The 24,802-nt window shown below is 56.9% G+C and carries 20 protein-coding genes and 10 pseudogenes; 18 read left to right on the top strand and 12 right to left on the bottom strand.

Annotated features, from left to right (window positions below; genetic code table 11):
* Window positions 1–17: 17 nt before the first annotated feature.
* Window positions 18–588, bottom strand: a pseudogene (locus tag FPJ27_RS14460) (phage integrase family protein); the annotation flags it as partial.
* A 146-nt stretch (window positions 589–734) separates the two neighbouring features.
* Here FPJ27_RS14460 and FPJ27_RS14455 point away from each other — a divergent pair.
* The 4 genes and pseudogenes from FPJ27_RS14455 to FPJ27_RS14440 all read left to right on the top strand — a co-directional run bounded on the left by FPJ27_RS14455 (window position 735) and on the right by FPJ27_RS14440 (window position 2,958).
* Window positions 735–962, top strand: coding sequence for a CopG family transcriptional regulator (locus tag FPJ27_RS14455; RefSeq protein WP_204421569.1), 228 nt, complete (start codon window positions 735–737; stop codon window positions 960–962).
* Window positions 962–1,393 carry a TA system VapC family ribonuclease toxin gene (locus FPJ27_RS14450; protein WP_239483193.1) on the top strand — a complete coding sequence of 144 codons (432 nt, stop codon included), beginning with the start codon at window positions 962–964 and terminating at the stop codon, window positions 1,391–1,393. The genes FPJ27_RS14455 and FPJ27_RS14450 overlap by 1 nt, the downstream gene beginning before the upstream one ends.
* Window positions 1,394–1,602: 209 nt before the next feature.
* Window positions 1,603–2,037, top strand: a pseudogene (locus tag FPJ27_RS14445) (IS5/IS1182 family transposase); the annotation flags it as partial.
* A gap of 204 nt (window positions 2,038–2,241) precedes the next feature.
* Window positions 2,242–2,958, top strand: a complete 717-nt coding sequence (locus FPJ27_RS14440; RefSeq protein WP_204421567.1) for a helix-turn-helix domain-containing protein — start codon at window positions 2,242–2,244, stop codon at window positions 2,956–2,958.
* 272 nt (window positions 2,959–3,230) lie between these two features.
* On the opposite strand, the pseudogene FPJ27_RS14435 reads toward FPJ27_RS14440, so the two are convergent.
* The 4 genes and pseudogenes from FPJ27_RS14435 to FPJ27_RS14420 form a co-directional block, all read right to left on the bottom strand.
* Window positions 3,231–3,529, bottom strand: a pseudogene (locus tag FPJ27_RS14435) (integrase); the annotation flags it as partial.
* Between the two features lie 636 nt (window positions 3,530–4,165).
* On the bottom strand, window positions 4,166–4,936 hold the full coding sequence (locus FPJ27_RS14430) for a CDP-diacylglycerol diphosphatase (RefSeq protein WP_204421566.1): 771 nt from the start codon (window positions 4,934–4,936) through the stop codon (window positions 4,166–4,168).
* A 559-nt stretch (window positions 4,937–5,495) separates the two neighbouring features.
* Entirely contained in the window at window positions 5,496–6,359 is an 864-nt protein-coding gene (locus FPJ27_RS14425; protein ID WP_204421565.1) for a hypothetical protein, read from the bottom strand.
* A 53-nt stretch (window positions 6,360–6,412) separates the two neighbouring features.
* Window positions 6,413–7,369 (bottom strand): IS5 family transposase, encoded by a 957-nt coding sequence (locus tag FPJ27_RS14420; RefSeq protein WP_204421564.1) that lies wholly within the window; start codon window positions 7,367–7,369, stop codon window positions 6,413–6,415.
* 633 nt (window positions 7,370–8,002) lie between these two features.
* Here FPJ27_RS14420 and FPJ27_RS14415 point away from each other — a divergent pair.
* The 7 genes and pseudogenes from FPJ27_RS14415 to FPJ27_RS14390 all read left to right on the top strand — a co-directional run bounded on the left by FPJ27_RS14415 (window position 8,003) and on the right by FPJ27_RS14390 (window position 14,957).
* Window positions 8,003–9,274, top strand: a complete 1,272-nt coding sequence (locus tag FPJ27_RS14415; RefSeq protein ID WP_204421563.1) for a hypothetical protein — start codon at window positions 8,003–8,005, stop codon at window positions 9,272–9,274.
* A gap of 1,517 nt (window positions 9,275–10,791) precedes the next feature.
* On the top strand, window positions 10,792–11,895 hold the full coding sequence (locus tag FPJ27_RS14410; protein ID WP_204421562.1) for a hypothetical protein: 1,104 nt from the start codon (window positions 10,792–10,794) through the stop codon (window positions 11,893–11,895).
* Between the two features lie 22 nt (window positions 11,896–11,917).
* Window positions 11,918–12,241, top strand: coding sequence for a ubiquitin-like protein (locus FPJ27_RS14405; RefSeq protein ID WP_204421561.1), 324 nt, complete (start codon window positions 11,918–11,920; stop codon window positions 12,239–12,241).
* Window positions 12,242–12,464: 223 nt separating this feature from the next.
* Window positions 12,465–12,667, top strand: a pseudogene (locus FPJ27_RS36465) (IS3 family transposase); the annotation flags it as partial.
* Window positions 12,668–12,687: 20 nt separating this feature from the next.
* Entirely contained in the window at window positions 12,688–12,894 is a 207-nt protein-coding gene (locus FPJ27_RS14400) for a hypothetical protein (RefSeq protein ID WP_204421560.1), read from the top strand.
* Window positions 12,895–12,935: 41 nt separating this feature from the next.
* On the top strand, window positions 12,936–13,778 hold the full coding sequence (locus FPJ27_RS14395; RefSeq protein ID WP_204421559.1) for a hypothetical protein: 843 nt from the start codon (window positions 12,936–12,938) through the stop codon (window positions 13,776–13,778).
* 327 nt (window positions 13,779–14,105) lie between these two features.
* Window positions 14,106–14,957, top strand: a complete 852-nt coding sequence (locus tag FPJ27_RS14390) for a hypothetical protein (RefSeq protein ID WP_204421558.1) — start codon at window positions 14,106–14,108, stop codon at window positions 14,955–14,957.
* 416 nt (window positions 14,958–15,373) lie between these two features.
* Here the strand turns inward: FPJ27_RS14390 and FPJ27_RS36460 are convergent.
* Window positions 15,374–15,571: pseudogene (locus FPJ27_RS36460) on the bottom strand (transposase); the annotation flags it as partial.
* Between the two features lie 335 nt (window positions 15,572–15,906).
* Between FPJ27_RS36460 and FPJ27_RS14380 the strand changes: the two are divergent.
* Both FPJ27_RS14380 and FPJ27_RS14375 read left to right on the top strand, forming a co-directional pair.
* Window positions 15,907–16,221, top strand: a complete 315-nt coding sequence (locus FPJ27_RS14380) for a hypothetical protein (RefSeq protein ID WP_204421556.1) — start codon at window positions 15,907–15,909, stop codon at window positions 16,219–16,221.
* A 269-nt stretch (window positions 16,222–16,490) separates the two neighbouring features.
* A complete protein-coding gene (locus FPJ27_RS14375) occupies window positions 16,491–16,793 on the top strand; it encodes an H-NS histone family protein (RefSeq protein ID WP_204421555.1) in 303 nt (100 codons plus the stop codon).
* Between the two features lie 499 nt (window positions 16,794–17,292).
* Here FPJ27_RS14375 and FPJ27_RS14370 read toward each other — a convergent pair whose 3' ends face one another.
* From FPJ27_RS14370 to FPJ27_RS36455, 4 genes and pseudogenes are all read right to left on the bottom strand, one after another.
* Window positions 17,293–17,685, bottom strand: a complete 393-nt coding sequence (locus tag FPJ27_RS14370; protein WP_204421554.1) for a winged helix-turn-helix domain-containing protein — start codon at window positions 17,683–17,685, stop codon at window positions 17,293–17,295.
* Window positions 17,686–17,982: 297 nt separating this feature from the next.
* A pseudogene (locus tag FPJ27_RS14365) lies at window positions 17,983–18,205 on the bottom strand (IS110 family transposase); the annotation flags it as partial.
* Between the two features lie 53 nt (window positions 18,206–18,258).
* Window positions 18,259–18,512: pseudogene (locus FPJ27_RS14360) on the bottom strand (integrase core domain-containing protein); the annotation flags it as partial.
* Between the two features lie 133 nt (window positions 18,513–18,645).
* A complete protein-coding gene (locus FPJ27_RS36455; RefSeq protein ID WP_239483318.1) occupies window positions 18,646–19,026 on the bottom strand; it encodes a hypothetical protein in 381 nt (126 codons plus the stop codon).
* Here FPJ27_RS36455 and FPJ27_RS14350 point away from each other — a divergent pair.
* From FPJ27_RS14350 to tnpB, 4 genes and pseudogenes are all read left to right on the top strand, one after another.
* Window positions 18,973–20,308 (top strand): annotated as a pseudogene (locus tag FPJ27_RS14350) (IS5 family transposase); the annotation flags it as partial. The gene FPJ27_RS36455 and the pseudogene FPJ27_RS14350 sit on opposite strands and share 54 nt — an antisense overlap.
* Window positions 20,309–20,656: 348 nt before the next feature.
* Entirely contained in the window at window positions 20,657–20,905 is a 249-nt protein-coding gene (locus FPJ27_RS14345; protein WP_204421552.1) for a hypothetical protein, read from the top strand.
* A gap of 338 nt (window positions 20,906–21,243) precedes the next feature.
* A complete protein-coding gene (locus tag FPJ27_RS14340; RefSeq protein ID WP_239483192.1) occupies window positions 21,244–21,669 on the top strand; it encodes a transposase in 426 nt (141 codons plus the stop codon).
* On the top strand, window positions 21,666–21,914 hold the full coding sequence (tnpB, locus tag FPJ27_RS14335) for an IS66 family insertion sequence element accessory protein TnpB (RefSeq protein WP_204421551.1): 249 nt from the start codon (window positions 21,666–21,668) through the stop codon (window positions 21,912–21,914). Before FPJ27_RS14340 ends, tnpB begins: the two co-directional genes overlap by 4 nt.
* Here the strand turns inward: tnpB and FPJ27_RS14330 are convergent.
* Window positions 21,915–22,166: pseudogene (locus tag FPJ27_RS14330) on the bottom strand (IS256 family transposase); the annotation flags it as partial.
* A 60-nt stretch (window positions 22,167–22,226) separates the two neighbouring features.
* On the opposite strand from FPJ27_RS14330, the gene FPJ27_RS14325 reads away from it, so the two are divergent.
* On the top strand, window positions 22,227–23,486 hold the full coding sequence (locus FPJ27_RS14325) for an IS256 family transposase (protein ID WP_204421550.1): 1,260 nt from the start codon (window positions 22,227–22,229) through the stop codon (window positions 23,484–23,486).
* Between the two features lie 34 nt (window positions 23,487–23,520).
* Here the strand turns inward: FPJ27_RS14325 and FPJ27_RS14320 are convergent.
* Window positions 23,521–24,561 (bottom strand): annotated as a pseudogene (locus FPJ27_RS14320) (IS256 family transposase); the annotation flags it as partial.
* Window positions 24,562–24,802: the final 241 nt, after the last annotated feature.

Here is a 24,802-nt window from a genome sequence, read left to right as displayed (position 1 = left end):
GTGAATCGCCCCGGGCACAACTGTTCCCACGGCACGATACTGGCTGGCTGAACGGAACCAATGCGCGGGCGCGTTCGGTCAGTGCCGGATGTGAGTCGAAGAAGGCCTCGATGACCTGGGCACCGATTGCTCCGAGTCCTTTGATTCCGGTCCACCACTGACGCCGACGTGGAATGCGGACGGTCAGGTCCGCAAGCGTACGGATGCCATGGGCATGCAGTGCGCTGACGGTGCGTGGCACGAGCCACAGCGCGACATCGTCGGTTACCCCCGGCTGGGGTGCCGGCAGCGATCGCAGCGTCCTGATCGCACGCTCGACGGTGCTTGCGTGATCGTGCCGTTCTGAGATCGAATGTTCGAAGACAGCCGCCAAGTTGGGCGATGGCGGCCGTGGGCAAAGGCGACCAGTTGCCGACGGATATTCCCGATGAGACCGCGCGAGGATTCACCGGCTGCCCTGCACCCGGACAGGTAGCGGGCCACTGCGGCGCGCGAGGACAGGCCCGCATACCAGCCACGCAGTGCGGCAAGCGAGTCGGCATCGGGGAAACTCCGATCGACGCAGCCCTCGGTCTGACGCGTTTTCACGACGTGAGCTTACGATTCCAAGTACGCGACCAGTATACCGCCCGTCAACCGGGTTTAGAACAGAAATGATGCGCGATGCTTGATGATTGATGTAGCTGGGGTACAATGGGTGACGCTTGATGTTTGATGCTCACCAGGAGAACCCCATGCGTACCACTATCGACATCGATGACGACGTCCTCGCCTTCGCACGGGAGCGTGCGAAGCCCGGCACGAGTATCGGCAAGGTCATTTCGGAGCTCGCGCGCGCCGCATTGCAACGCACGACGACCAACCAGACGAGCCGCAACGGGCTGCCGTTGATGCCGTCCTCCGCGACGAACCGTCCGGTCACGCTCGACGTCGTTAATCAACTTCGTGACGATTCACTTTGATGACCTACCTGCTCGACGTCAACGTTCTTATCGCGCTGCTGGATCCTGCCCATGTTCAGCACGAGCCGGCACATGCATGGTTTGGCCGAGTAGGGCATTCCGCATGGTCGACTTGCCCACTGACCGAGAACGGCGTGCTGCGGATTATCGGTAATCCGAAGTATCCGAACACGATGGGTTCGCCGGCCTCCGTCGCCCCGCTCGTCGCGCAACTGCGGGCGCACGCCGGGCACACTTTCTGGCCGGATGATGTGAGCTTGCTGGACGAAAAGCACGTCGACGCCACGCGCTTGCTGTCGTCGGCGCAGCTGACGGACACGTACTTGCTGGCGCTGGCGCGCGCACACAAGGGCAAGCTGGCGACCTTCGATCGACGCTTGGTTGTCGACGCCGTGCCGAATGGCGCCAAGCATCTTGAACTAATTTCCTGACCGTCGATAGGGAGGAAGAGTGAAGAGTCGTGACAGCTTCGCTTGAACTGGTTTCGTGCGGACTTCCCGACTCGTTCCCGCCGGAGCGGGTGCCAGCACCGCTTGCGCAGTGTCATTGTCCTGCTCGCCCACAAGGCTGGTGACGGGACCGGCGGTTCCGTCTCCGTCGGCCGTAGCCGAAGAGAATACGTCATCTGCAAGCATCGAGGCGGATGTCGATCACAAAGTCGCATAAGGAAGGTGGGGGTAGGTGCGCGCTCGATGCCGGGCAATCCGTACGATGGGCCTCCGCTGGCCGAAGCACTGGAGCAGGCAGCGATCTTGAGCGACGTTCAAGCGGAGATCGCCGAAGGGAATCGTCATTGATAGGGGGGGGGGCTATCCCCTGGTTTGCGACCCGGCATTATGCGCGGCCTGCGCGCGATGATCCGGCGGCGCAGTGCGATCGAGCTCGCCCTTGGCCTCAGGAAGGCTGACGGCGAGCTCGATCGCAATTGGGCTCAAGGGCGTGCTGGGCGATGCGATCCACGCCGTGCGGTGCCGGCCACAACCTGCGGATGATCCTGCGCAAGCTGCGGCTTTTTTGCGCCCTGATTCTCGCCGCCTTGTTCAACTTTCAAACCGCCGTGTCGTCGGCCACATAGCTTCAACTTCATGACAAAATGAATTGTTCAGGGTGCGACTAGCCAGTCGCGCAAATTTTTTCGCCATTTCCCAATATTAAGGGTAATCACTAAGCTTCTTCAGATCTCCCCGCGGCCCTCTTCATTGCAGAATCTGAGATCATAGGCACGCACAAAAATCTCCGACCGCTTGATCCGTCTTTCACATTGTGGAGTGATGCAACTATGTCGACGCCCGAAATCAAGATCGGTCAGCCACCAGACAATCATGGCATCGATGCGACGCAACGCATCAATCATTGCCCGCTCACCGTCCGCAACAATACGACGTGCCAATCTTTTAACTCTCTTTTTGGGCACGAACGGCGCATTGATCGCGGAACCATCCTGTTCCGCCAAGGTGACAAATTCGTCAATTTATATGTTGTCCTCACCGGCTCCCTCAAATCCGGCACCGCTACCCCTGACGGTCGCGAACAAGTTACCGGCCTGCACTTTATTGGCGATATTATCGGTTTAGACGCAATTTGTGATGGAATTTATCCGCGAACCACCATCGCGCTTGAGAATTGCGTAGTCCGGATTATTTCATATGCGACACTTGTTGATCCGGTGTGCACTGAATCGATTCACGCTCAACTACTCAACCTCATGAGCCGCCAAATCAGGCAAGAATCGTTACACATGATGCTTGTCAGCACGCTCAGCGCCGAGAAGCGGGTTGCCACTTTCCTATTGAATACCGTAACACGCTGTCGCATGCACGGACAGCTCTCGACAACCATTGATTTAAACATGACTCGCGAAGATCTTGGCAGCTATCTTGGCATGACGATGGAGACCGTTAGCCGTTCCCTCTCCACCCTTAAAAGGCAGGGGCTGATTCGTCTGCAAAGACACTCGGTGCACGTTATCGATCTCCGCGCCTTGAGCTCAGTTTAACGACTGACATTCGATATTCGATAGATTTTTTGCGCCACTACCGATTTGTCTGTGCGCGTCTTTAAGGTGTCGAGATTCATTATCAGCCATTTTCGGCCTGTGTCGTCGAATGCCATATTCGCAACGAATACTTGGCCCGCCGCCTCTTCAGCACAGCGTTACATGATCGGCATCGGGCTAACGCACCACTAACAGCAGCGACAATAGCAGGCGACTAACCGAGGCAATAAAGAGTAGCCTCTGAACAACTGTTGAAGGCTTTGCGATCTCTCCACCTTTCCTGGTTTTGCTCCCTTGCAGGTGAGGTGAAGCCAGCGTTCACCGCGAGCGCCGGTTTCAATGCCGTTGAGCGCAACGCAGACAAGTTCGGCTGTCCGCAGGCCTGGCACAACCGAAGTCAAGCACGAAACGCAGGCGCTGCGCGGCCGGCACTGCTCAGCCATACGACCCTCGAGCCCATCGGCAATCGTGCGGATCAGTTCCCATTCGCTGGCCGTGAAGGCCCGGGAACTGTCCAGTTTGCCTTGCGGCGCGCACCGCGCACCTTGAGACCGGCAAATGGATTGGCGAGTGTCACCAGACCGTCGTGTCTTGCATGAACAACCTTGACTTGCTTCAGACTTCGGGCATTCATCGCCGGCGAGCGGCGAGAATAGGAGGAGTCTCCCGTTGCCTGGAAGGCGCGCGTGATCTCGGCCACAGCGTCCGGCATGAACAGCGGTGCCTGCAATGCTGTTTCATTCAGCAGATTCACACCTGACACGTCGATCCAACTATTGACCGTCCTCCCATTTAGCGCGGTCGCGTTTTCAGGTCTGGCGAGCTCCGAGATGGCGGTTCCCGATGTTGCTCCTCCCATGGATGTGCCGAACAACATAATTTTCTGAATAGACGGCCATTTCAGGAATACCCATCGTGCCGCATAAATGAGATCATAGGCTCCCTGCAGAATTGGAAACCCTTGATCGTCTCGGCAATCAACAGCCATTGTTGCGGTACCGACTTGCGTAACGCTTTGCGGATTTCCCGTTTACATGTACCCATAAAATACAGGGCGTGTCTCATGGTGTCCGTGAGCAAAGATAACCAGCGTGCTGGGCGCATCCCCGGGTTCAACAGCGTAATCGCCCGCGAAGTATGCGCCATCTTGTGTAACGAGCATCAATCGTTCGGAAATACCAAGGCACACTTTCTTATCCGCCGTATCTCATTCTGATTTCGCTTCTCCAGCAATCGCACAGGAATGATCCTGGATCTGTTCGGCAAAAATTCCATGCTGCTTGTTGCCGGACGACCAAAGCAAGAGAAATGTCGTTGGATCCAGATTGACAAGTGCGGCTCCTGAGTAGGCGATGTTTCCTTTTGCCCACGCAACTTTGCCACGAACGATCTTGAAAAGATTATCAGTTTTCAAGTCTGAAATGCTGATTTTTTGATGAAAAAAATAGTGGGATCCAATCCGGATCGGCGCATTCGAACCACTCTTGATTGTCTGATTGATCGCTGATCGTGCTTCTGCCGATAAACATGAGATGTGAATATGCAACTGATCCTGAGAGCGGGCATTGCTTGCGTTGACTGTCAGGGCAACATCCCGTTCGCGGATCGGTTTGCCCAATCGCTCCATCAGAAACGTCCGGGACAGCCACGCCAGGTAAAGATAGTTGGGGCCGGGTTCCAGCAGCTTGGGGTCTTCGATGCCAGTTATTTTTCGGGTCGGCAACAAAAGATACTGATAAGCATCGTTGTCAACTTTGTAAATTACAAAACCTCGGTTGGCATCGACGAGTGCGCACGGCGCATATTCATCGCCATGAGAAAAATCAGGGACGCATTGATGGTTTATCTTGTTCCACAGAGCGTTTCGGTCGTCGGCCATGGCATGTTTTCCCGTGAACAGACACAGCAGGAGTAGTGTTGCGGAGAAGTTTCGTGAGAAGCGGTTGCGCAATTTCTGCCGATGCGGAAATTTTTTCATGATTATTCCGGTAGTGTCGTGAGAAGAACACGCTATCCATCCAATGCGTTGTCAAATCGATTGCCAAAATCTTGACAACCAGAAGCCTCACCACCAACATCTTGTCGTTGCCTGAAGATCAATCTCCTTTTGGGGAAGGGGCTGCGTTACGCGATCAAATGTCTTTTTCAACGATGTCGATTCGCGCAAGTCCGACCATCGTCAACTTATTCCACAGCCATGTCTTTTGCAATATCTACCCGTACCCACGGCTTGCCCAGAACACGTTCGATAAATTCTGGCGACATCCTCCTGCAAGCATCTCTCGCCGATGCGAATCTCCCACCATTGTCGCGCTTTCGTCTTTGCCCAAGAAATCGTAAGCATGCGGCATATGGACAGACCTTCCCCAATCAGATGGCGTGAGGTTGTTGGTCAACCTGGTATCGCGACGAAGCGTGTCGCCGTGGTTGCATTCAATCGCGCTCCGTCGATTAGACCAAAGTGCCTGAATCATCACCCCGGCGACGCCTTTCGGTCGATCTGCTGCGCAGCAATTTCCCTCTTGTAATGACAATTATCAATGTAACAATTGAATCTGGCTTGCTCGGGCCCGCGCCTGCTGTTGCGCCTGAGCGTCTCCTTCCAATTGCTGACCGTCCTCCACGGCGACCGCGTTGGTCCCGGTGGTACGCATCATCAGCAGATACAGGACGTTACGGGTCAGTTGCTTGTTCTGGCAGGTTTCCGGCGACACGCATGCCTGCTGGATGAGCGAGAGCGCCCGGAGATCGCCATGCTGTGCAAGAGAGTAGATCGCATCGTCCAGCATGACACCATTACCCAACGGAATCGCGGCCCATTGCGCCGGATAGCGCAGCGCCAGCTCGATAATGGCGCCCGCCTGTCCGGCGCCAGCCGCCTGAGCCAGCATTTGGTCCGCATAGCGGGCATCTTGCAATCGACTGTCGTTGCAGCGAACCGCGGCATCCGGCAGCGTACCGGCTTGACATGCGGCGGCCCAGGCGGCGGTTTCAAACAGGCCTTCGGGATCCGGGCGGTGGGCCAGCGTATCGAAAACGGATACGGTCATCGCACGTCGAAGCGCGTCCAGCAAGGTGAGGCTTTGGGACGCGGACGGTGCGACAAACGGCGTCGCATGGTGGGCGTCCAGTTGCGCCAGCACGTCGGCACCTTGCCTAGTTGGCGACTGCTGCGGAAAGGGCGGCAACGAATTTCCGGACGGCGACACAGCGGGGTTGGTCAATGACGGCGGCAGGGTCTCATGATCATGAGGGAAATCCTGCCAGGGCAGCCATTTTCCCATTGAAATCAGTGTCACGGCAATGACGCTTGCGCCAAGACTCACCGCAATCGCGCCCCCCGTCAGGGTTTTAAAAATCGGGGCAGAAAAGATTGTCGTGCCATTTCTTCGCCAGTCCATGGCGTTGTTGCATAAATCGAGCGTGATGACGAGGTAAGGCCTATGTTCATGTTTCAGGCAATGCGAACGGATTGCGGGCGTGCGAGGTCCGCCATGCGATTCAGCACGCCCACGCGGATAGCGACCTCGGTGGCCTGCGTATCGGTGCGTCGTGCCCACAAGTGGTTACCCGTGAGCATCTTGAAGCGATACATCGCGTTCTCCACGAGCGAGCGCCGATGGTAGCCGCTGCCCTTCTTCCATTCGTCGCGGCCGAGGCGGGCGGTCGTATCGACGGCGTCATTGCGCCACTTCGCGCCGGACGTGTTCGCGGGCCAATGAGCGGCGCCTTCGCGCGGCGGAATCGAGGGCGTTGCGCCGCGTGCGGCGATCGCGGCATGACAGGGTTTGGTGTCGTAGGCCCCGTCACCGCCGATGACATCGAGCAACTCGTCGTCCGGGATCTGGTTGAGCAGTTCGGCCAGGACGTCACCGTCGGCGACGTCCTGATGCGTCATCAGCGCGGCACGTACCTGACCGGTGTTCGCGTCGAGCCCGAGATGCACTTTGCGCCATGTGCGACGCTTCGAATAGCCATGCTGGCGCACCTTCCATTCGCCTTCGCCGTAGACCTTCATGCCGGTGCTGTCGACCACCAGATGGATCGGCTCGCCGTCGCCAATGACCGGCAGTTGGACCTCATGCGTCTGCGCTCGGCGACTCAGTGTCGTGTAGTTCGGCACGGGTAAGGTGGCGAAAGCCAGCTCGCGCAGGCTTTGCGCGAAGCCTTGCAGCGCGCGCAGCGGCAGACGGAACACGGTCTTGATGCCCAGCAGCGCCTGGATCAGCGCGTCGCTGTACAAACGCGGACGGCCGCGCGTCGGCCCGGCCTCCAGCGTGCTCGCCAGGGCGGCTTCATCGATCCACATCGTGACGTTACCTCGGTTGATCAGGCCGGCGTTGTAGGCTGGCCAGTTCTTGACTCGGTAGCGCGCCTTCCGCTCGCTCGTCTTGCCCTTGTCCCTGCGCATCTTCTCGAAGCCAAAAATCGAGAATCTACGCAGGAACCCGAATCGTTAACAGGGGTGCCGGACCGGCCGTTGTGTGTAAACGTCAGTCGACCGCGGGCGTGCCAGATTTATGCAACAACGCCCCAGTCCATGACGACGCTCCTTCACGGAAACGACGACTTTATTTTAATTGAAATTTCTTCAGAGGACTCCTATATTAAGCAAACCATGCGATCCGAGGGGGCTCTTGAAAATAAAACAAATTGCTTTCAGGAATATTTCGATTGAATTGATTGGCATCCAAACACTTCTTTGTGCGCGAAGAGGCACGGCTGTTATTTGTATTTTTGGCCCACTATCTTCCGTGCCTGATGGTGAGGTATGTGTGTGTCAATTTCAAATGATCTTGATCGTGGCGCGATTGCATAGGTGCCGGGTGCAGCATTTGCAATAAGTCATTCATTATCTTGCTGGGCAATTGTCGTGTTCAATGCGAGACTAACAGTCATATAATTGCGCGTCGCTTTGATTGGCGGGGCACATGGAGGGAGGGATTTATCTTCGGCGATCATCGCAAATGGCAATCGCTGCGCAACAGCAAGTTCGTAATTCGTTAATGTGGTGCTTATGTATTTTTCCAAAAAGGGAGAAGTAATGAAGGCGCTTCTTAATAGTGGGCTGATCTTTCTGGTGGTGGTCCAAGGATTGAATTTCCCACTCATATCGCACGCTCAAGAGGTGCCGTATCCTGATCCTGGCGGCTTCGTGCAGTGCAGCATGACTGATATTAACGACAGCAAGCAGGCAGCCGGGAGTTGTACGCCAGCTAACCCGTCAGCGCCAGGAGTGGCGATCTATAGTGCGCAGAAAGGAACCACCCCAAGCGTTCTGGCACCGCTCGTCAGCGGTCAGAGTTGTAGCGGTGGGGCCATGCCAAATTCGGGCGTAGTCATTGGCGTTTGTGCGACCACCAATAATTTCGGTCGTGCGGTTGTGTGGACAACTCCGGGCAAGTCCTCTGTTCCTCCGGTCGCCTTGAATCCGTTGCCAATTCTGACAGGCTTGAATCTTGTTCCCGACGTCAGCACCGGATTTGACAACTACAATCAGCATGGTGACGTAGTTGGCGAAAGTGTGTCGGCGGGAGGTAATGATACGGTAGTGTTCTGGCCGGCCGGTGGTTATGCCGCTAGTCCCGTTCTAGTATCAGCGTATGGTGACAACTGCGTTGCGGCTGACATCAACGACGCCTATCAAAACGGTCGCCCGGGTATAGCCTTGAATTGCCCAACCAATTCGAGCCCCGCCAATCCCGGACCGATGATTGCCAGAATAGCCCAGAATACGAGTTGTCTCCTCGGTGTGTGTGGCTATGGAGTCACCTCCCTGCAACTTCCGGCGGGAGCCACCCATTGCACAGTTGCTTCAATTAATGACTCACTTCAAAGTGTAGGTACATGCCATTTTCCGGCGCCAGATCATCCGCAGTCGGCTTATTGGGCAACGCCTAGTAGCGGGCCGGTTTTATTGAACTTGCCGAATGGCGCTGTCAGTATCGGTCGATCGATTAACGCTACTGGGCATATCGTTTTCGTCTATCGTGATCCCAATGGGTTTGACCAGCCAGGATTCTGGGCCCCTTCAAATGGCACCATTATTTCGATTCCTCCGGTTGCAGGTGGCTCAAGTTGCAGTCCCTCTGGTTTCAGTGACATCGACAAGATGGCGCTGACCTGCGAAACATCTGATCAGCATGTGGTGGCTGCCTCGTGGAGTCGCTCTACGGGAATGACTGCTGCCCTTGGATTTGTTAATGGGGGCGCAAATAGCGCGTTGACGGCCGAAAGTAGGAGTGGCAATGCAGTTGTCGGCAATGGTGAAACCAGTGGAGAAAAGTCAGTGGGATTCGAGGACGACAATTTTTGAGTCGACTGAGATGACGCTGACAATCTACGCGTGACGTACTTGATATTTTCCGTATCCTCTCCTTGAGATGTCTGGAGACGGTGCTATCGGTGACGCAAATCGTGCAACCAATTTTGCGCCGGCAACTTATCGGAGGCAGGAATGAACACAATACGCCGTGTTGGATGGGGAAGGGTAATTTTGTATATGATAATTGCAACATTGTCCAGTTCAACAGAGTGCGCAGTGGCAAAGAGCTTTTATGGTACTACTCAATTTGACGAAGTTGACGGTGGGACTTACGTTGCTACAAGAGCTTCTCACGAGTATTGCGCTCGAAAAATTCAACATGGAGATGCATATGCCAATATGAAGTATTCGGAGTGCCGAAGCAACGGTGGCGATGGTGAGTATTATGAGTTGAAAGCGCGATGTGAAAGTCAAGGGAGTACATCGGGTGAGTGCGGGCGATTTTCTGAGCCGGAAGTCACTTTCTACGCGCCATCATATGGCCCGCTCGGTACGCGCGGTTATTAATAATGGATCATTTGAAATTGAGCAAGAATGAATATAAGGGGCGCCGTTCAAACCGACATGAAGTGACATCGCTGTCAATGTGGAATTGCGTTTTGCGTGTCGTGCTGTTAATCGCTTCGTGGAAATAGACATATCTAAAAGCAATGTGAAGCACGTGCGCAAGCTGTCGGACGGGGGAGTCTACAAGTGGGCGTCGCGCAATCGACAGTCACTACAGTGAACCGTGGCATCAGGCAGCGTTTCAAACAGGCATTCGGGATCCGGGCGGCGGGCCAGCGTATCGAAAACGGATACGGTATCGCACGTCGGAGCGCATCCAGCAAGGTGAGGCTTTGGGACGCGGATGGCGCGACAAACGGCGTCGCATGGTGGGCGTCCAGTTGCGCCAGTACGTCGGCAACTTTCCTAGTTGGCGACTGCAGAGGAAGGGACGACAACGAATTTCCGGAGGGCGACACGGTGGGGTTGGTCAATGACGGCGGCAGGGTCTCGCGATCATAAGGAAGATCCTGCCAAGGCAGCCATTTCCCCCTCGCAAGCAGTGTCACGGCAATGATGTCTGCGCCAAGACTCACCGCAATTGTACCCCCTGTCAGGATTCTAAAAATCGAGGCAGAAAAGATAGTGGTGCCATTTCTTCGCCAGTCCATGACGACGCTTCTTCGCGGAAACGATAGCTTGATTTTAATTGAATTTTCTTCATAGGATGCCTATATTTATCACACAATCCGGTCATAGAGGGTATGCAAATAAAACAAATTTCTTCCATGTGTATTTCAATTAAATTGAGCGACATCTAAACCCTTCTTTGCGCGCGAAGGGGCATGGCTGTCATTGATATTTTTGGTCATTTCTCTCGTGTTTCTGATGGTGGTGGTATATGCATCAATTTCAAATGATATCGCTTGCGGATAATGTTAAGTCTGTGCCATGCGTGGCAGTCGTAATAGGTGTCCACTGCGAAGAAAATTCGGCTGTTATTCTTGAGAAAGGAAACTAAGATGGGAAATCTTAAGTCTGCGGCCCTCGCGCTAGCGCTCGTGTTCGGATTTGCCGGGATTTCGAAAGCGACTTCCGTTGAGACGGGTGGCCTGCTTGTAATTGACCAGACCGCTGGCACTGGGCAGCGCGGCGAATTATTTATTGTCAACCAAACGTCTGGAACACGAGCAGTCTTCAGTGATTTCGGGCGCGACACTCAGGGGCCGACGGGTGTTGACCCGAATTCAGTGGGTTGGATGCCTCCTGCTCTGCTCGGCCTGCTCGGTCCGTCTGCTGTTCTGGTAACCGATGGCAGTGCCGGAACGAATGGCCAGGGAGAGCTGTTCAAGATCGATCCGACTACAGGGAACAGAGAGTTACTCAGTGATTTCGGCGATAGTAACGAGGGCCCCGTCGGACAGTATCCCTGCGCCGTATTGGTAATCGCTCCGGGCTTGTTAAATTGGTCTGGCATTCTTGTCGCTGACCCGCTAGCAGGAACGAATGATCAAGGCGCGATCTTTTCGGTGGACAGTTTCGGTAATCGTGTGCTGGTTTCGGACTTTGGTATCGGCTCTAATCAAGGTCAATATCCGGATAGCATGGCGTACTTCCCGGGCTTGCTGGGATTAGGCAGTACTGTGCTAGTCGCTGATGGCAGTGCGGGTACAAACAGCGAGGGTGAATTATTCGCAGTTAATCCCGCCACGGGCGCTCGTACCGTGCTGAGCGATTTCGGTAACAGTCACCAAGGTTGGGTCGATACGAACCCGCAGTCGACTCCCATGGGAGTCGCAGTCAGTCCATCCGGCCAGATATATGTGCTGGTGCAAGACCTAAGCGCCGGCGGTGGCGGGGCCGTCGTGCGAGTCGATCCAATTTCAGGGCATCGCACGCGCCTGTCAGACTTTAGCGACGCCTCTCAGGGAGCCGTGGGCGTCGCGCCGAATGGTATCGCCTGGCTGCCGTCGCGCGGATTGCTCGCGGTAACCGATGCCAATGGAAGTGGCACGATGCTCACGGTCGATCCTGCCTCTGGCCAACGTCACGTGCTCAGTGATTTCGGCGAAAGTGCTAAAGGGCCGATCGGCAACGAGCCAAGTGGCTTGACCATTGCTCAATAGTTATCTTTAAAGGAATCTGAACATGAAAATCCTGAAGCATCGAAACTCGGTAAAGATCTCCCTCTGCACCGCGCTGATTGCAAGTCTGACCGTCTTCGCACTGCCCGTCATGGCGGATCAATTTTTTGTGAAAACGCTCAGGGGAAAAACAGTAACAATCGAGGCCATGCCGTCGGATACCATTGATAACGTAAAAGTGAAGATTCAGGATCAGGAAGGAATTCCCCCAGATCAACAGCGCCTGATCTTCTCAGGGAAGCAACTCGAGGATGGCAGAACGCTAAGTGACTACAATATCAAGAAGGAGTCGACACTGCATCTTGTCCTTCGTTTGCGCGGAGGCTGAAAATTGAGACTGCCACCGGAGTTTGGCGCTACGCGGCAGAGCCGGTCGATGCCAGATACCGATTGAAGGCTTCTTCCATTTTTTTGAATCTTTCAGCAACGAAACCTGTCTGGGGCCACACCTGTAGTGCTCGCCAATGAATCTGGTGCGGGAGGTGGGCGCTGTGTGAAGTCGGTGTTGAAGAACTGCTGGCTGAGCAGCAGCACGAGTACGAAACGCAGGAGCGGCGATCCGCTCGATCGCCGCAAAGATTGGGAAGTCGCGCGAGGCGGTGCGCAAGTGGATCTGTCAGGCGGAGTGTGACCGCGGACAGCGACCGGGTGCGACGTGCTGGCACGCCTGAAGGACTTGGAGCGAGAGAGCCGTGAGCTGCGCACGATCTACGAGATGCTTCGCAAGACCACTGCGTGTTTCGCCCAATCGGAGTTCGGACGCCGATTGAAATCATGATTGCATTCATGGGCGCACATCGCGACATATACGATGTCGAACGGCAAACAAGTTTATCTTCTTTCAAAAAAGTACTGGAAAAACGATTGGCTTCTTCTATGCTTTTGTTGCCAGCCTCTCCGGCCGATCAATTCGTTTTGTTACTGCCGGCGGGCGGCGATGTCGAGCAGTTCAATCATGCGCAGGTAACGGGTGCTCATTAGTTTGCCTATCAATCCATGTTTGCCTCCATAAGGGGATCGCCATGAAACGTCTTATTGCGGTCATGTTCACGATGATTTTTTCGGCGCTGATGCAGCCGGCTTTAGCACAGACGTGCAATAACGCCAGCCTGAACGGGAAATATGTCCTGTCCGGACAGGGGGACGCATATAACGTCTGCCTTCTGGGCATTCTCTGCCTGGCGCATTCGACTATGTCAACGACTGGTTACATTGTCGCTGATGGCAATGGCAATATCACTTCGGCACGGCTGTTTGAGGCGACTAACTCGGGTGTGCAAGATTCAGGAATCGTTCAGAACGCGGGCACTTATGCGATTACTGACTGCGGTAACGGAACGTTGAACCTGACATTGAACGGTCAAGCGTCCACCTATAACCTGGATGTGAACGATGTAGATACGGGTGGGCTGGCACACAGTGGCGCAGTTCTCGATGCGGACGCTGGTTATGACGAAGCCTTGCAGATGGTGCGTACGGTCGATCCGGTGGGGGCCAACGCGTGTGGCAGCGGGTTTTCGCTCAATGGCATCGCGACCGATGGAATCGAACAGGGGCACGATAATCTGGGCAATCCCGTATCGACCATCGAGTCGCTGACCTATAATAACGGTGCGATCTCCGGCACCGAAAAGACGTCCACGCCGACCGGTTTCGCGACCGCAGCCATTTCCGGAACGTATTCGATTAATTCGGACTGTACGGTCCGTCTTACGCGAACGATTAAAGGAGTCACGACGGCTGGCGTCCGTGTCGTGACCGGTGGGGATCCCAATGTTGCGGAACTTCCGCGCGTTACTGTATGGCAAGGCGATTGGATCGCGCCTCATCAGTCGATACTTCCTCCTCCTCACACGACATGGTGAGGCTGTCAGCAGAGAGTAATCGCCAATAATTCCGGTCGGAGGGACGCGATCTCTTCGACGCCGCGGATTGACATGGAGCAGCGTAATGGAGCCGAGGAAGGTCGCCATAATGGCGCGCTGATACTTAATAGCGTGAATGGCTAGCCGACCTGACGCCCTCCAAGTCTCGAGGCCGACTGGTTTTTTAGGGTTGTCGGTGCGGTTTTCATCGTGGCTCGAAGAGAAGTCCTCATCTAGACGCCGTAGGGATTGGCGCAAGCTGTTTTCGCCGTCAACGCGTCAGCGTTGCAATCGAGTTTGCCAAACAACAAACAGTGAGTAAACTCCATGAAAGCGTTGGACATTGAGGAAATTTGTCGCCGCATTGGCGTGCAACGACCTTACTTTGCTTTTCGTGAATTACATGACCAAGGCAATTCAACTGTGCTTGGCGTGTTTGCTTCAGAACAGTCAACCGGGTTTGAGCGTGGATCGGTGGCCTCGGCGGAAATCGGACGCCATTTGGCAATCCTTGGTTCTTGCGCGGCAGCGCTCGCACAATCTGATCAGAAAATCTATTACTTGGCAACCAAGGCGCGCTTAACCCATTTGCGCGACACCCCAACTCGACCTCAAGGCGAGCCTTTTCAAGCGATTGCTGAAGTAACACGATGCGACTCTCGAACAATGAGCGCGCACGCGATCGTTACCGACGGAAAGCCGTTCGCGCATCTGCACTGCGAGTATCAAATCCTGCCCGCTCCGCTTTTTGGGCGTTTGTTCAAGCGTTATCGTATTCTCTCCGAAGCCACTACCGATGAATCGCCTTATAAAAATCCGATCCCACTCGAATTTGGGAGAGTGGAGGGCCTGCTATTAAAGGCATACTCCCCACCTCTTCCGCAACATCAGTTCGCCGGGCACTTTCAAGACTACCCAACGTGGCCGGTGGCAATTCTGGCCGATACGGTCGCTCAGGTACGAAGTCGGTTACTGCATCACATGCTTGGAGAGCAGCGAAAATATACGATAATTCGAGTCGACCTTGAGGCACTTCAGCTCGTTTCCGCGCTTGAGTCACTTACCTTCGAGGTGGAATGCGTGTCTCAATCGACTGCCCTTTCTCATTACGTCTTTTCGGGGCGAGTCATGCATGATCAGAAAGTATCCGCCACCATGGAGATGGAAGTTCTTGTTTGATTGCTCAGTCGGCCTTGCACAATCTCGAGCGCCCTAAGTGACGAGACTCTGAGCGTCAAATGCGGTTGCACGAATTGCAGTGTGCAGGCATATGGTACGAGTGTCCCGCGGATTTCGACTGGTCGTAAGCCTGAACCCGCCAAATTATTCTCGCGGTCCTATTTGCCTGCTGTGACTCCGAGTGTGGGGGAGACGGAGTTGATGCCTGATTCAGCTGGTGCTTGCGCCGGATCCCCGCGCGTGGAGCAATATACCCTTGTGATGGATCGAATTTCTCGTCTTTTGCGAGGGGGCAGAGCATGCGGGCACGTTTGTTGGCGACGGCCACCAGTGTCGGGTAATAGCCGATGTGGGCCTGCAGACGGACGATCCATCGAACGAGCCGGTCGACACGTCGAGGGGCGGTAAGGATGGCCAAGCGCGCCTTGATATAGCAAGGTTCTCATATAGTCGTTGCCCTGCTTGGTGATGCGCCCGAGCCGCGGTTCACCGCCGCTGCTGTTCTGTCGCCGGGGTATGGTGTCGACCCAGGCGGCGATCTGCAGGCCGTTTTTTGAATTGCCGTGCATCAACATGCTCGCAACAACTGCGGATGTGGTCAACGGGCCTACGCCGCACACCTCCAAGCAACTGGGGATCATGGCCAGCGTGTTCGAAATCTGTCTGTCGAGCCAGGCGATTTCCTGAACCAATACTTGGCATTGCGTCCAGCCGCGCATTAGTGGCCTGAGCGCGTCAGTGTTGCAAAGCCGGCGGTGGTCCGTGCCTCAATGCGCTGAGCCGAACGAACGGAGATGACGTATAGGTGGCAAGTCGGTGCCAACAAGGTGTCAACGGTTGTCAGAAAAGTGGCGAAACCGAGTCCAGCAGGTGATATTTAAGGGACCGATTAGTGACGCACAAGTGACGACTCGAGCGGAGGAGGTCATTATTCGCTCACAATCAGCGAATGGACGACCGCTATGTACGCTCCCGCCAATATTTCCGCCGAACTCCGCGCCATTGCCACCAGCGATCAACGCTCGACCCCGTCGCGCGCCTACGCGATCATTTCGACGACGGGCAGACAGCTATCGCCTCCGGCGTCAGGCGCGTTGACGCGCTGGAAATCCTCGCCCGCAACGGTCTCGTCATGACCTTCAAAGCCTTCGTGCGCACCTTGGCCCGCATCCGCAGGGATGCCCAGCAGTGCCCTCTGGCACCGGACCGGGGCCGCCACCCCGTTGGATGGCGCACCAAGCCAAGCCATCGCCAGTCAGCGTGAGCGTTAGCAACGCTGCCCCGGACGCAACGACGACGCCGCCCGCCGTGCGCGAGCGCCGCCCGCTTGCATCTCACTCTCTCTTTGTGATTTATCACATGAACTGACGCTAACGTGCGGAGTCCAACCGGTCGTCGTCACGCACTATTCTGACGGCGTGGTATCTTTTTATGTGATAAATGGATTCAAAATAATAGCCTTTCGCCGTTGACTAAAATTCCTTCACTGATTACCCTGTCAGCTCATTATCCAAAGGAATCTTCGCCTCTCTCATGTCGACTTACCTGGAACTCAAAGCAAAGGCTGATGCATTGGCACAGCAAGCTGAAGAAGCGCGACTCGCCGAACTTGACAGCATCGTTGCGGCAATGCGCGAACAGATTGCAGAATACAACATCACACCTGAGCAGCTGTTCGGGCGCCGACGCGCTGCTGCGTCCGCTACACGTGCGCCCGTTGCGCCGAAGTACCAAGATCCGAAGACGGGCACGACCTGGAGCGGCCGCGGCAAGCCGCCGCAATGGATCGCCTCCGTGAAGAACCGCGATCGCTTCTTGATTCCCGTTACCGAGTAAGATAGCGCGTCGCCGGCTGATCCGCGAACCGTGCGGGTGTAGCTCAATGGTAGGGCAGAAGCCATTCCGAATGGAATGGACGCCTCCCACCCGTGAGCGCGAGACGCTGAATCTTCATGGGCCGACGGTACAAATTGCTGAAGTTGCAAGATCATAGAGCTCTTCACAAGCAAACCGGAAGTCCAAGATGATTCGTACGGCATTGGGTGTGGACCTCGCCAAAAGCGTGTTGTCTTGCATCGAAGTATGAGCAGAGTGAACGGATTGGCCTGCAACAACGGTGGCAAGTCTCGGCATCCCCGTTACGGGCGGCGTCGGGATATCCCGGCCAACCCCCTATCAGCGATCACCAGCCACCCACCAGGCCCGGTGACAACACCCCGGATCACGGTTGCGACTCTGGGCGAGAATCATGCCGGACCTGGCTGGCCAAAGCCCCGATTATCGGGGCGTGAAGATAGTAAAGGGGCTGCTCCCCGCAGCAAATGGGCCAGCCTCACTACGCATAAGCGGCGCCAGTGCCGGCTGCGGCGCGCAGCGGCTGCCCGGCGTAGTCGAGCTGGACGTCCGACATGGTCGCACCGAATAGCACCAGCCGGTAGCCAACCGCATAGATTGGGAGAACGCGCAGGTCCTTGTCGCGATCAAGCCGCAGTTTCAAACGGATGCGTGAGATATGGGTGTCGAGCGTGCGTGACGACACGTCAAGTTCGCGGCCCCAGATCGCTTCCTGGATAGCTTGCCGTGACACGATCTTGTTCATGTTATCGAGCAGGAATTCGACCACGTCGAATTCGCGCGGTGTGACGTCGACGACCTTGTTGTCGATTTCGATCGTGCGGCGCACAAAGTTGATTTTTATATTGTTGATGTACAGGTATTTGCAATCCATGGTGACCCTCGCAAGTCCATAAGGAGTGTTGCAGGTGATCTATTGCAACTTCCGGGCCCAAAATCAGATCGTGGGACTGCGATGGTAGCCGCACTGGCGGCGGGCCCCCAAGAATCTTTAAGGCTGAATGAAGCTCACTGGAAAAGGTCGAAAAAAGATTTTGTTACGTAGCATTCGTTCGGAACGTTACGGCGTAACGGTCGACGTCACGGGTTGCGCGCCGTCGGAAGACGCGGCGGCCGACCCCGACGCGCTCGTGATCGTTGCCGAGTGGAACGTATTAGAAGCGTGCGCCGGCGCCGACAGCGTCTGCTGAGATTCGCTCTTCGGTGTAGCGAAGCGCATCGATGGTCGCGAAGCAGCTTCAGAGATTGCTTCGGCGTCGACGAAGTCGTTTTTATTGCTCTTGACGAACGGTTTCACGAACTGCGGCGAAATAAGTTTGACCATATGGCCGAAGCCCGCAAGCTTGCGGGTCATGTAAAGGGCGCCCGCACAAGGCTTCCATGACGACGCTACAAGTGCATTGGCCGGGACTCGATCTGACAGGTCGGGCCTACAAAGAACGAGCAATCAATGGGGGATGAGTTTCTCCTTGGCGAGATCGAGCGAATCGAGGAAAGTGCGCATCGGCGTCTTGCCGTAACACCAGCGCCCCTGATGCTCTCGTTCATTGTTGTACTGGTCGAGCCACGCATCAAGGTCTGTCTGCAACATGGAGATATCGAGTCGTAGATCTTCTTGCGGAAGACGATACGATAGAACTCGTTGAGCATGGTCTTGTGCAGCCGTTCGACGATCCCGTTGGTTTGCGGCGACTTGGCCTTTGCCCAGGTCGATCCCTATCAGCGTCACGTTCTTCATAATGGTCTCCAAGAGTGAAAATACCCTAAAAAGCGTACCGCTCGTAAGGTGGAGGGGCCATCTCATTAATTCCGGACACCTCCCGATTTGGCGCTGCTAAGGCTGCTCGCTTGCAATCCGATCACCGCTGAGCGCAGCACACTCTTCGCTATAGTGGGGGATGGGTGCCGGGTAGCGATTCTGGCCCAGCAAAACCACCCGTTCAACCGTGGGAGTTTGCATCGCCACCTGCTCGTAGTGCGGCAGCAACTCTTTCATGTTAGCGGCCTGGTGAATCGTGCTGCAATTGCTTACTTCTTTAGTCAGGCCTGCAAAACACTGCCGAGGCTGATGTAGCAAAGGGTTGAGCGGAATTTGGGAGCTGCAGAACTCCCAGAACGAATATCGATCTGAATCGAAACCTGGGAGTTTGAGGACGCCGAGATGACCGACGATTTCTTCCGTAGTCGCCTGGATGCGATGATCGATTTGCGTCACCGCGCTCGCGGTACTTGCGACGCGACTGCCCTGGGCGCAGATTGAAGCCACGCTCACGCCGCTGTTTGCGCGACGTGAGCGGGAAGGCATCGCGACGGAAGTGATCGATCTGTTCGGACCGACACCGAAGCTCGCGGGTGCGGGAGTCAGTGGGGCGGGCCGCCCCCGGCTGTCGATCCGGTTGATGGCGGGGTTGCTCTACCTGAAGCACGCGTTCAACGAGAGCGACGAGTCGGTATGTGAGCGCTGGGCCGAGAACAACTACTGGCAGTACTTCTGCGGCGAGGACTATTTCCAGCCGCGCCTGCCGTGCGATCCGACCAATCTGGTGCGGTTCCGGCAGGCGCTCGGCGAATCGGGCGTCGAGGAGCTGCTGGCGACGACGATCGCAGTTGTGGTGGACATGAAGGCGGTGAGCTCGGACGAGTTCAAGCGCGTGATCGTCGACACGACGGTCCAGGAGAAGGCGATTGCGTTCCCGACCGACAGTCGACTGCTCGAGCTCGCGCGCGCGAAGCTGGTGAAGCTCGCTCAGCGCGCCGGACTGACGCTGAAGCAGACCTACGAACGCGAAGGCAAGCAACTGCGCCGCCGCGCCGGCGGCTACGCCCACGCGAAGCAGTACAGGCGACTGCGCCGTGTCCTCAAGCGGCAACGCACGGTGCTCGGTCGACTGCTGCGCGACATTGAGCGCAAGCTGGCCGCGGCGGCCGACTCGTATCGAGCGACGCTGACGGTCTGGCTTGGGCGGGCCTGGCGGGTCTGCCGACAACGGCCGAAGGACAAGGGCAAGCTGTACGCCCTTCATGCACCGGAGGTCGAGTGCGTCGCCAAGGGCAAAGCCCGGCAGCCGTACGAGTTCGGCGTAAAGGCCAGCCTGGCGATCACCGAAAAGAGCGGACTGATCGTGGGCGCGCGCACGTTCCCCGGCAACCCGTACGACGGCCATACGCTGGCCGAGCAGCTCGAGCAGACGCGAATCCTGCTGGAAAACGTGCCGGGCGAACCGAAGCCGACGACCGTGCTCGCCGACTTGGGCTATCGCGGTGTTGATGCAGCCATCGTGCCGACGCAGCTGATCCACCGTGGCAAGTACAAGACGCTGAGCGCGCAGCAACGCAAGTGGCTCAAGCGCCGACAAGCGGTCGAGCCGGTGATCGGGCACGTCAAACAGGATCACGGGCTGCGGCGCTGCTGGCTGCAGGGGGCGACCGGCGATGCGTTGCACGTGGTGCTGTGCGCGACGGGCTTCAACCTGCGATGGCTGCTGCGCGCGATTGCCCGGCTGGGCATCAAACCCTTCTTGCGACGCTGGGCTCTCTGCGTCCGAAACCAGATCTGTGCGGTTATCTCCTTTGCTGTTGCGGTTGCAACCGGCGGGGCGTGGCTTCGGACGCACATCGCGTCGTGTTCCCGGAAGTGGATCATTGGACATCGAAGTCAATCATGGTCCGCTATTGCGCGCGTCTGGCCGCGATGACGAATTCTGCAGGCCTGACTCTTTATATTTCTCGGTTTGATGCGCGCCAACACCAAAATAACAACGCTCAACGAGACGAGTAGTCCAATTGCTATTCCCGCCGCGGTCCAGTCGGAAGCAGTGGAACAAAGGGCAAGCGTCGCAGATGACATGATTTTCCTCACCACCGAGATTGTCATGATTGAAAACGCAAGCGCAATCACGACGAAACGAATGACGACCCATCCTGTTCTCGGTATTGAAGGCCTTTCAGCCGCAAAGTGCTCTATTGCCATGATTAAAATACATGCTGCCGCGAAAAATATCAAGAAAACAATCATGCGAATAATAACGGGGTTGCACATACTTGATATCAACAATATTGACATTTCTCACCCGAGTTGTCGTGGCGCTGCATAAGACCCTCGCGCAACGGCGAACGTCCGAAGTAGTTTGAGCTGCGCCTCTGGTAGCAATTCGATCCTGTCATAGCATCCCAATGTTGCCGGGAGGAAGTTTTGGGTAGCACCCATGCTGATGATCGTGTTGGGACGTACGCTCACACGAAGTTGGGGCGAGCCGAGTCCATGCGCGTGTATTTTTCGCGGACATCATCTTGCCCCTTGTTCAGTTCAGTCTATATCCCTAGAGAATGAAAGGGACTTCCCCTCTCGCTGGTGTTGATGAACGTTCGCAGCTTCATCAGTAAGCCCCCGGCGAAGTCATCTTGAAGGCGGCCATTGAAAGCAAGGAGCATCGTGTCCATTAAAATTTTTGATGGACAGGTGTACATGATGACGAAGGCAACGCCACTTGACGACAAGCTTCGCCCGACCGGGGGTCGTCGGCGACATAGCAAGGAATTCAAGGAGAAGGCGATCCGCGCGGCGATGCAGCCGCACGTGTCGATTGCGGCGGTGGCGCTGCACTACCGATTGAATGCCAATCTGCTGCGTCGATGGGTGGCGGCTACGCGAGAGGCGTCGGGGGCGCCTGCGGAGTCTGTCGAAACGAAGGGCGTTCCTGCCGCATTCGTTCCGTTGCAACTCGACGCACCGGCTAACGCATCGGGTTGCGCTGACATCCGGATCGAAATCCATCGGGGAGCCGCGACGGTCACGGTGCGCTGGCCCGTGTCAGCGGCCGGCGAATGTGCGACGTGGTTACAGGACTGGCTGCGATGATTCGCATCGATACCATCTGGCTGGCGACGGAGCCGGTCGACATGCGTGCCGGCGTCGATACGTTGCTGGCGCACGTGGTCAAGGTGTTCGGCGCGGTGCGGCCGCACCATGCATATCTGTTTGCCAACCGGCAATCGACGCGGATGAAGGTGTTGGTCTACGACGGCTTGGGTGTGTGGCTTGCCGCACGGCGTCTGAACAAGGAGCTAATGTCAAATGTGGTGTACGACAGTCGAGCAGCATGATCAAGCGGCAAGCGGTTGAGCAGGAGCCGGTGTGCTCTCGGTCACCGGTGTTCCGTCCTTGAAGGGCACGCCGTTCAAGATCTGTTCGATTTTGTCGACACCGCGAATGCGGCGCCATGATTCCTCTGCTGCTTCGATGAGCTTGAAGGCCATGCCGAGGAAGGTCGCGCGCGACAGACAGTTTCGCGTGCGGGTCGTGCGGTGGCGGACCGTCGCGAAGGTCGACTCGATCGGATTCGTCGTGCGCACATGCTGCGAGCCTATCCGGAACTTTGTGTGTGAGGCATAAACTGATGGCCAAGGAGCCACTTTATGCCACGCAAACGCAAGGAAGAAGTGACGATTGAGCCGGGCAAGGGCTTGAACCTGGACCCGGAACTGATCAAGCAACTGGTGCCCGGGACGCTGGACCGCGCAACGATCAACGAGCAGCTCGCTGCGCTCAAGAAGGCGATCTTCGAGCGCGCGCTGGGCGGCGAGTTGACGCACCACCTGGGCTACGAGAAGGGCGAAGCCAAGCCGGTAGGCCGCACGAACCATCGCAATGGCACCAGCCGCAAGCGCATCGCGACCGACGACGACCTGCTCGACGTCGAGATTCCGCGCGACCGCGAAGGCACCTTCGATCCGGTGCTGATCGCCAAGGGCGAGCGACGCTTCACCGGCTTCGACGACAAGATCATCGCGATGTACGCACGCGGCATGAGCGTGCGGGAGATTCAGGGTTTCCTGCTGGAGATGTACGGCATCGAGGTGTCGCCGGACTTCATCAGCACGGTGACCGATGCCGTGATCGACGAAGTGCGCGAATGGCAGCAGCGGCCGCTCGAGCCGATGTACCCGGTCGTGTTCTTCGACGCCTTGCGAGTCAAGATCCGCGACGAAGGCGTCGTGCGCAACAAAGCGATCTACCTGGCACTGGGCGTGCGCCGCGACGGCACACGTGACGTGCTGGGCCTCTGGATCGAGCAGACCGAGGGGGCTAAGTTCTGGCTGCGGGTGGTGAACGACCTGAAGCTGCGCGGCGTGCAGGACATCCTGATCGCCGTGGTCGATGGCCTGAAGGGCTTCCCGGAAGCGATCAACACGGTGTTCCCGGAAACGACGGTCCAGACCTGCATCGTGCATCTGATCCGGAACTCGCTGGACTTCGCCAGCTGGAAAGACAGGAAATCGGTCGCAGCGGCGCTCAAGGAGGTCTACCGGGCACCGTCGGCCGAAGCAGCCGCCGTGGCGCTGGATGCGTTCGATACGAGCCCGTGGGGTACGAAATACCCCCCGATTGCCGCACTCTGGCGCCGGGCCTGGGATCAGGTGATTCCGTTCTATGCCTTCGCGCCCGACATCCGGAAAATTGTATATACGACCAACGCGATCGAGTCGCTGCACATGCAGCTTCGGAAGATCATCAAGGCGCGCGGCCACTTCCCGTCGGACGAGGCCGCGCTCAAACTGATCTGGCTGGCCCTGCGCAACGTCGTTGCCAAGTGGACCGGCTCCCGGCACGATTGGAAGAGCGCCATGACCCAGTTTGCGCTGCTTTACCCGGAACGATTCAACATTGGAGTCTGAATCTCAACCCGCCTCACACACGAAATTCCGGATACCTCCCATGCTGCCAGTGCTCGGCCGGGAAGTCGTAAAACGCGAGCAGCTCGTCGCGATCCTTCGTGACCTTCTCGACAGCTTTCGGATATTTGGCCGTATAGGTCGCGACGAACTGATCGTAGGCGACGATCGCATCGGCGCGCGTCGCGGCGTTCCAGATCTCCGCGAGCGCGGCCTTGGCCTTGCCCTGCTGCGACTTCGGCAACGCGTTGAGCACGTTGCCGATCTTGTGAAACCAGCAGCGCTGGTGCCGCGTCTGCGGGAACACTTCCTCGAGTGCCGCCCACAAGCCCATCGCGCCGTCGCCGACGGCTAGCAGTGGGCCGGCTTGTAGACCGCGAGCCTTCAGATCGAGCAGTAGCTCGACCCACGAATCCTTCGACTCGCGGTAGCCGTCGGCGAGCGCGACGCGTTCCTTGCTGCCGTCTGGCTTCACGCCGATGATCACCAGCAGACATTGCCCGTCGGAATCCTCGCTGCGCGCCCCAGTATGAATGCCGTCGGCCCACCAGTAGACCCAGCGGGCCGCCGACAAGTCCCGATTGTTCCATTGCGCGAATTCGTCCGCCCAGATCGCTTTGAGACGAATGACGGTATTTGCCGACAGGCCTTTCGCCTGGTCGCCGAGCAATACGCTGAGCGCTTCGCTCATGTCGCCGGTCGAGACGCCGCGCAGATACAGCCACGGCAGCGCCGACGACACACGCGGCGACTTGCGCACGTAGGGCGGCACGATCTCCGAGTTGAACTTTACCCCCGAGCCCGAGCGATCGCGGACCTTCGGCACCTGGACCGTTACCGGTCCGATTGCCGTGACAACGTCTCGCTCAGGCAGATAGCCGTTGCGCACGATCGCCCGCCGGCCGTCCAGCGTCTTCACGTTCGAATATTGCTCGAGCAATGCCTTCAATTCCGCCTCGATCGCTTGCTGGATAATCTGCCGCGCGCCTTGCTGGATCAACTCGTCCAGGCCGACGGGCCCCTTGAATTCTGTTTCCGTTGCTTGACTGTCGTTCGCTTCCCGATTACGTTTCGCCATGGTGGTGGATTGGTTGCTGGGTTCGTTACCTTGGAAAGCAACATTCTCCTGCAATCGCCACCGCCTCCCGCCGATTCCGCTCCACACCGCCGTACACCACTTCCGACATTAGCTCCTGAACAAGGGGCGATTCGTCTGGACCAACGGTGAGCAAGCGATCGCGCTGCCGCTGAATCCGGAGCAGTTGCGCGCGTTGGTGGCGGGATTGCCGTGGCGCACGCTCACGCCGGACCACGCGATC

Origin of the sequence: Burkholderia sp. MS455 (assembly GCF_016899445.1) — a bacterium.
Taxonomy (GTDB): Bacteria; Pseudomonadota; Gammaproteobacteria; order Burkholderiales; family Burkholderiaceae; genus Burkholderia; species Burkholderia pyrrocinia_C.
The sequence above is the reverse complement of the archived record's forward strand: the minus strand, read 5'-3'. Positions and strand labels throughout refer to the sequence as shown.

Bases quoted from the DNA above. Each gene is read 5' to 3' on its own strand.
- FPJ27_RS14415 (WP_204421563.1), top strand. From the start codon at position 8,003: ATGAAGGCGCTTCTTAATAGTGGGCTGATCTTTCTGGTGGTGGTCCAA.
- FPJ27_RS14450 (WP_239483193.1), top strand. From the start codon at position 962: ATGACCTACCTGCTCGACGTCAACGTTCTTATCGCGCTGCTGGATCCT.
- FPJ27_RS14410 (WP_204421562.1), top strand. From the start codon at position 10,792: ATGGGAAATCTTAAGTCTGCGGCCCTCGCGCTAGCGCTCGTGTTCGGA.
- FPJ27_RS14455 (WP_204421569.1), top strand. From the start codon at position 735: ATGCGTACCACTATCGACATCGATGACGACGTCCTCGCCTTCGCACGG.
- FPJ27_RS14440 (WP_204421567.1), top strand. From the start codon at position 2,242: ATGTCGACGCCCGAAATCAAGATCGGTCAGCCACCAGACAATCATGGC.
- tnpB (WP_204421551.1), top strand. From the start codon at position 21,666: ATGATTCGCATCGATACCATCTGGCTGGCGACGGAGCCGGTCGACATG.
- FPJ27_RS14345 (WP_204421552.1), top strand. From the start codon at position 20,657: ATGATTTTCCTCACCACCGAGATTGTCATGATTGAAAACGCAAGCGCA.
- FPJ27_RS14420 (WP_204421564.1), bottom strand. From the start codon at position 7,369: ATGCGCAGGGACAAGGGCAAGACGAGCGAGCGGAAGGCGCGCTACCGA.
- FPJ27_RS14380 (WP_204421556.1), top strand. From the start codon at position 15,907: ATGGACGACCGCTATGTACGCTCCCGCCAATATTTCCGCCGAACTCCG.
- FPJ27_RS14375 (WP_204421555.1), top strand. From the start codon at position 16,491: ATGTCGACTTACCTGGAACTCAAAGCAAAGGCTGATGCATTGGCACAG.
- FPJ27_RS14325 (WP_204421550.1), top strand. From the start codon at position 22,227: ATGCCACGCAAACGCAAGGAAGAAGTGACGATTGAGCCGGGCAAGGGC.
- FPJ27_RS14395 (WP_204421559.1), top strand. From the start codon at position 12,936: ATGAAACGTCTTATTGCGGTCATGTTCACGATGATTTTTTCGGCGCTG.
- FPJ27_RS14400 (WP_204421560.1), top strand. From the start codon at position 12,688: ATGATTGCATTCATGGGCGCACATCGCGACATATACGATGTCGAACGG.
- FPJ27_RS14430 (WP_204421566.1), bottom strand. From the start codon at position 4,936: ATGAAAAAATTTCCGCATCGGCAGAAATTGCGCAACCGCTTCTCACGA.
- FPJ27_RS14390 (WP_204421558.1), top strand. From the start codon at position 14,106: ATGAAAGCGTTGGACATTGAGGAAATTTGTCGCCGCATTGGCGTGCAA.
- FPJ27_RS14425 (WP_204421565.1), bottom strand. From the start codon at position 6,359: ATGGACTGGCGAAGAAATGGCACGACAATCTTTTCTGCCCCGATTTTT.
- FPJ27_RS14405 (WP_204421561.1), top strand. From the start codon at position 11,918: ATGAAAATCCTGAAGCATCGAAACTCGGTAAAGATCTCCCTCTGCACC.
- FPJ27_RS14370 (WP_204421554.1), bottom strand. From the start codon at position 17,685: ATGGATTGCAAATACCTGTACATCAACAATATAAAAATCAACTTTGTG.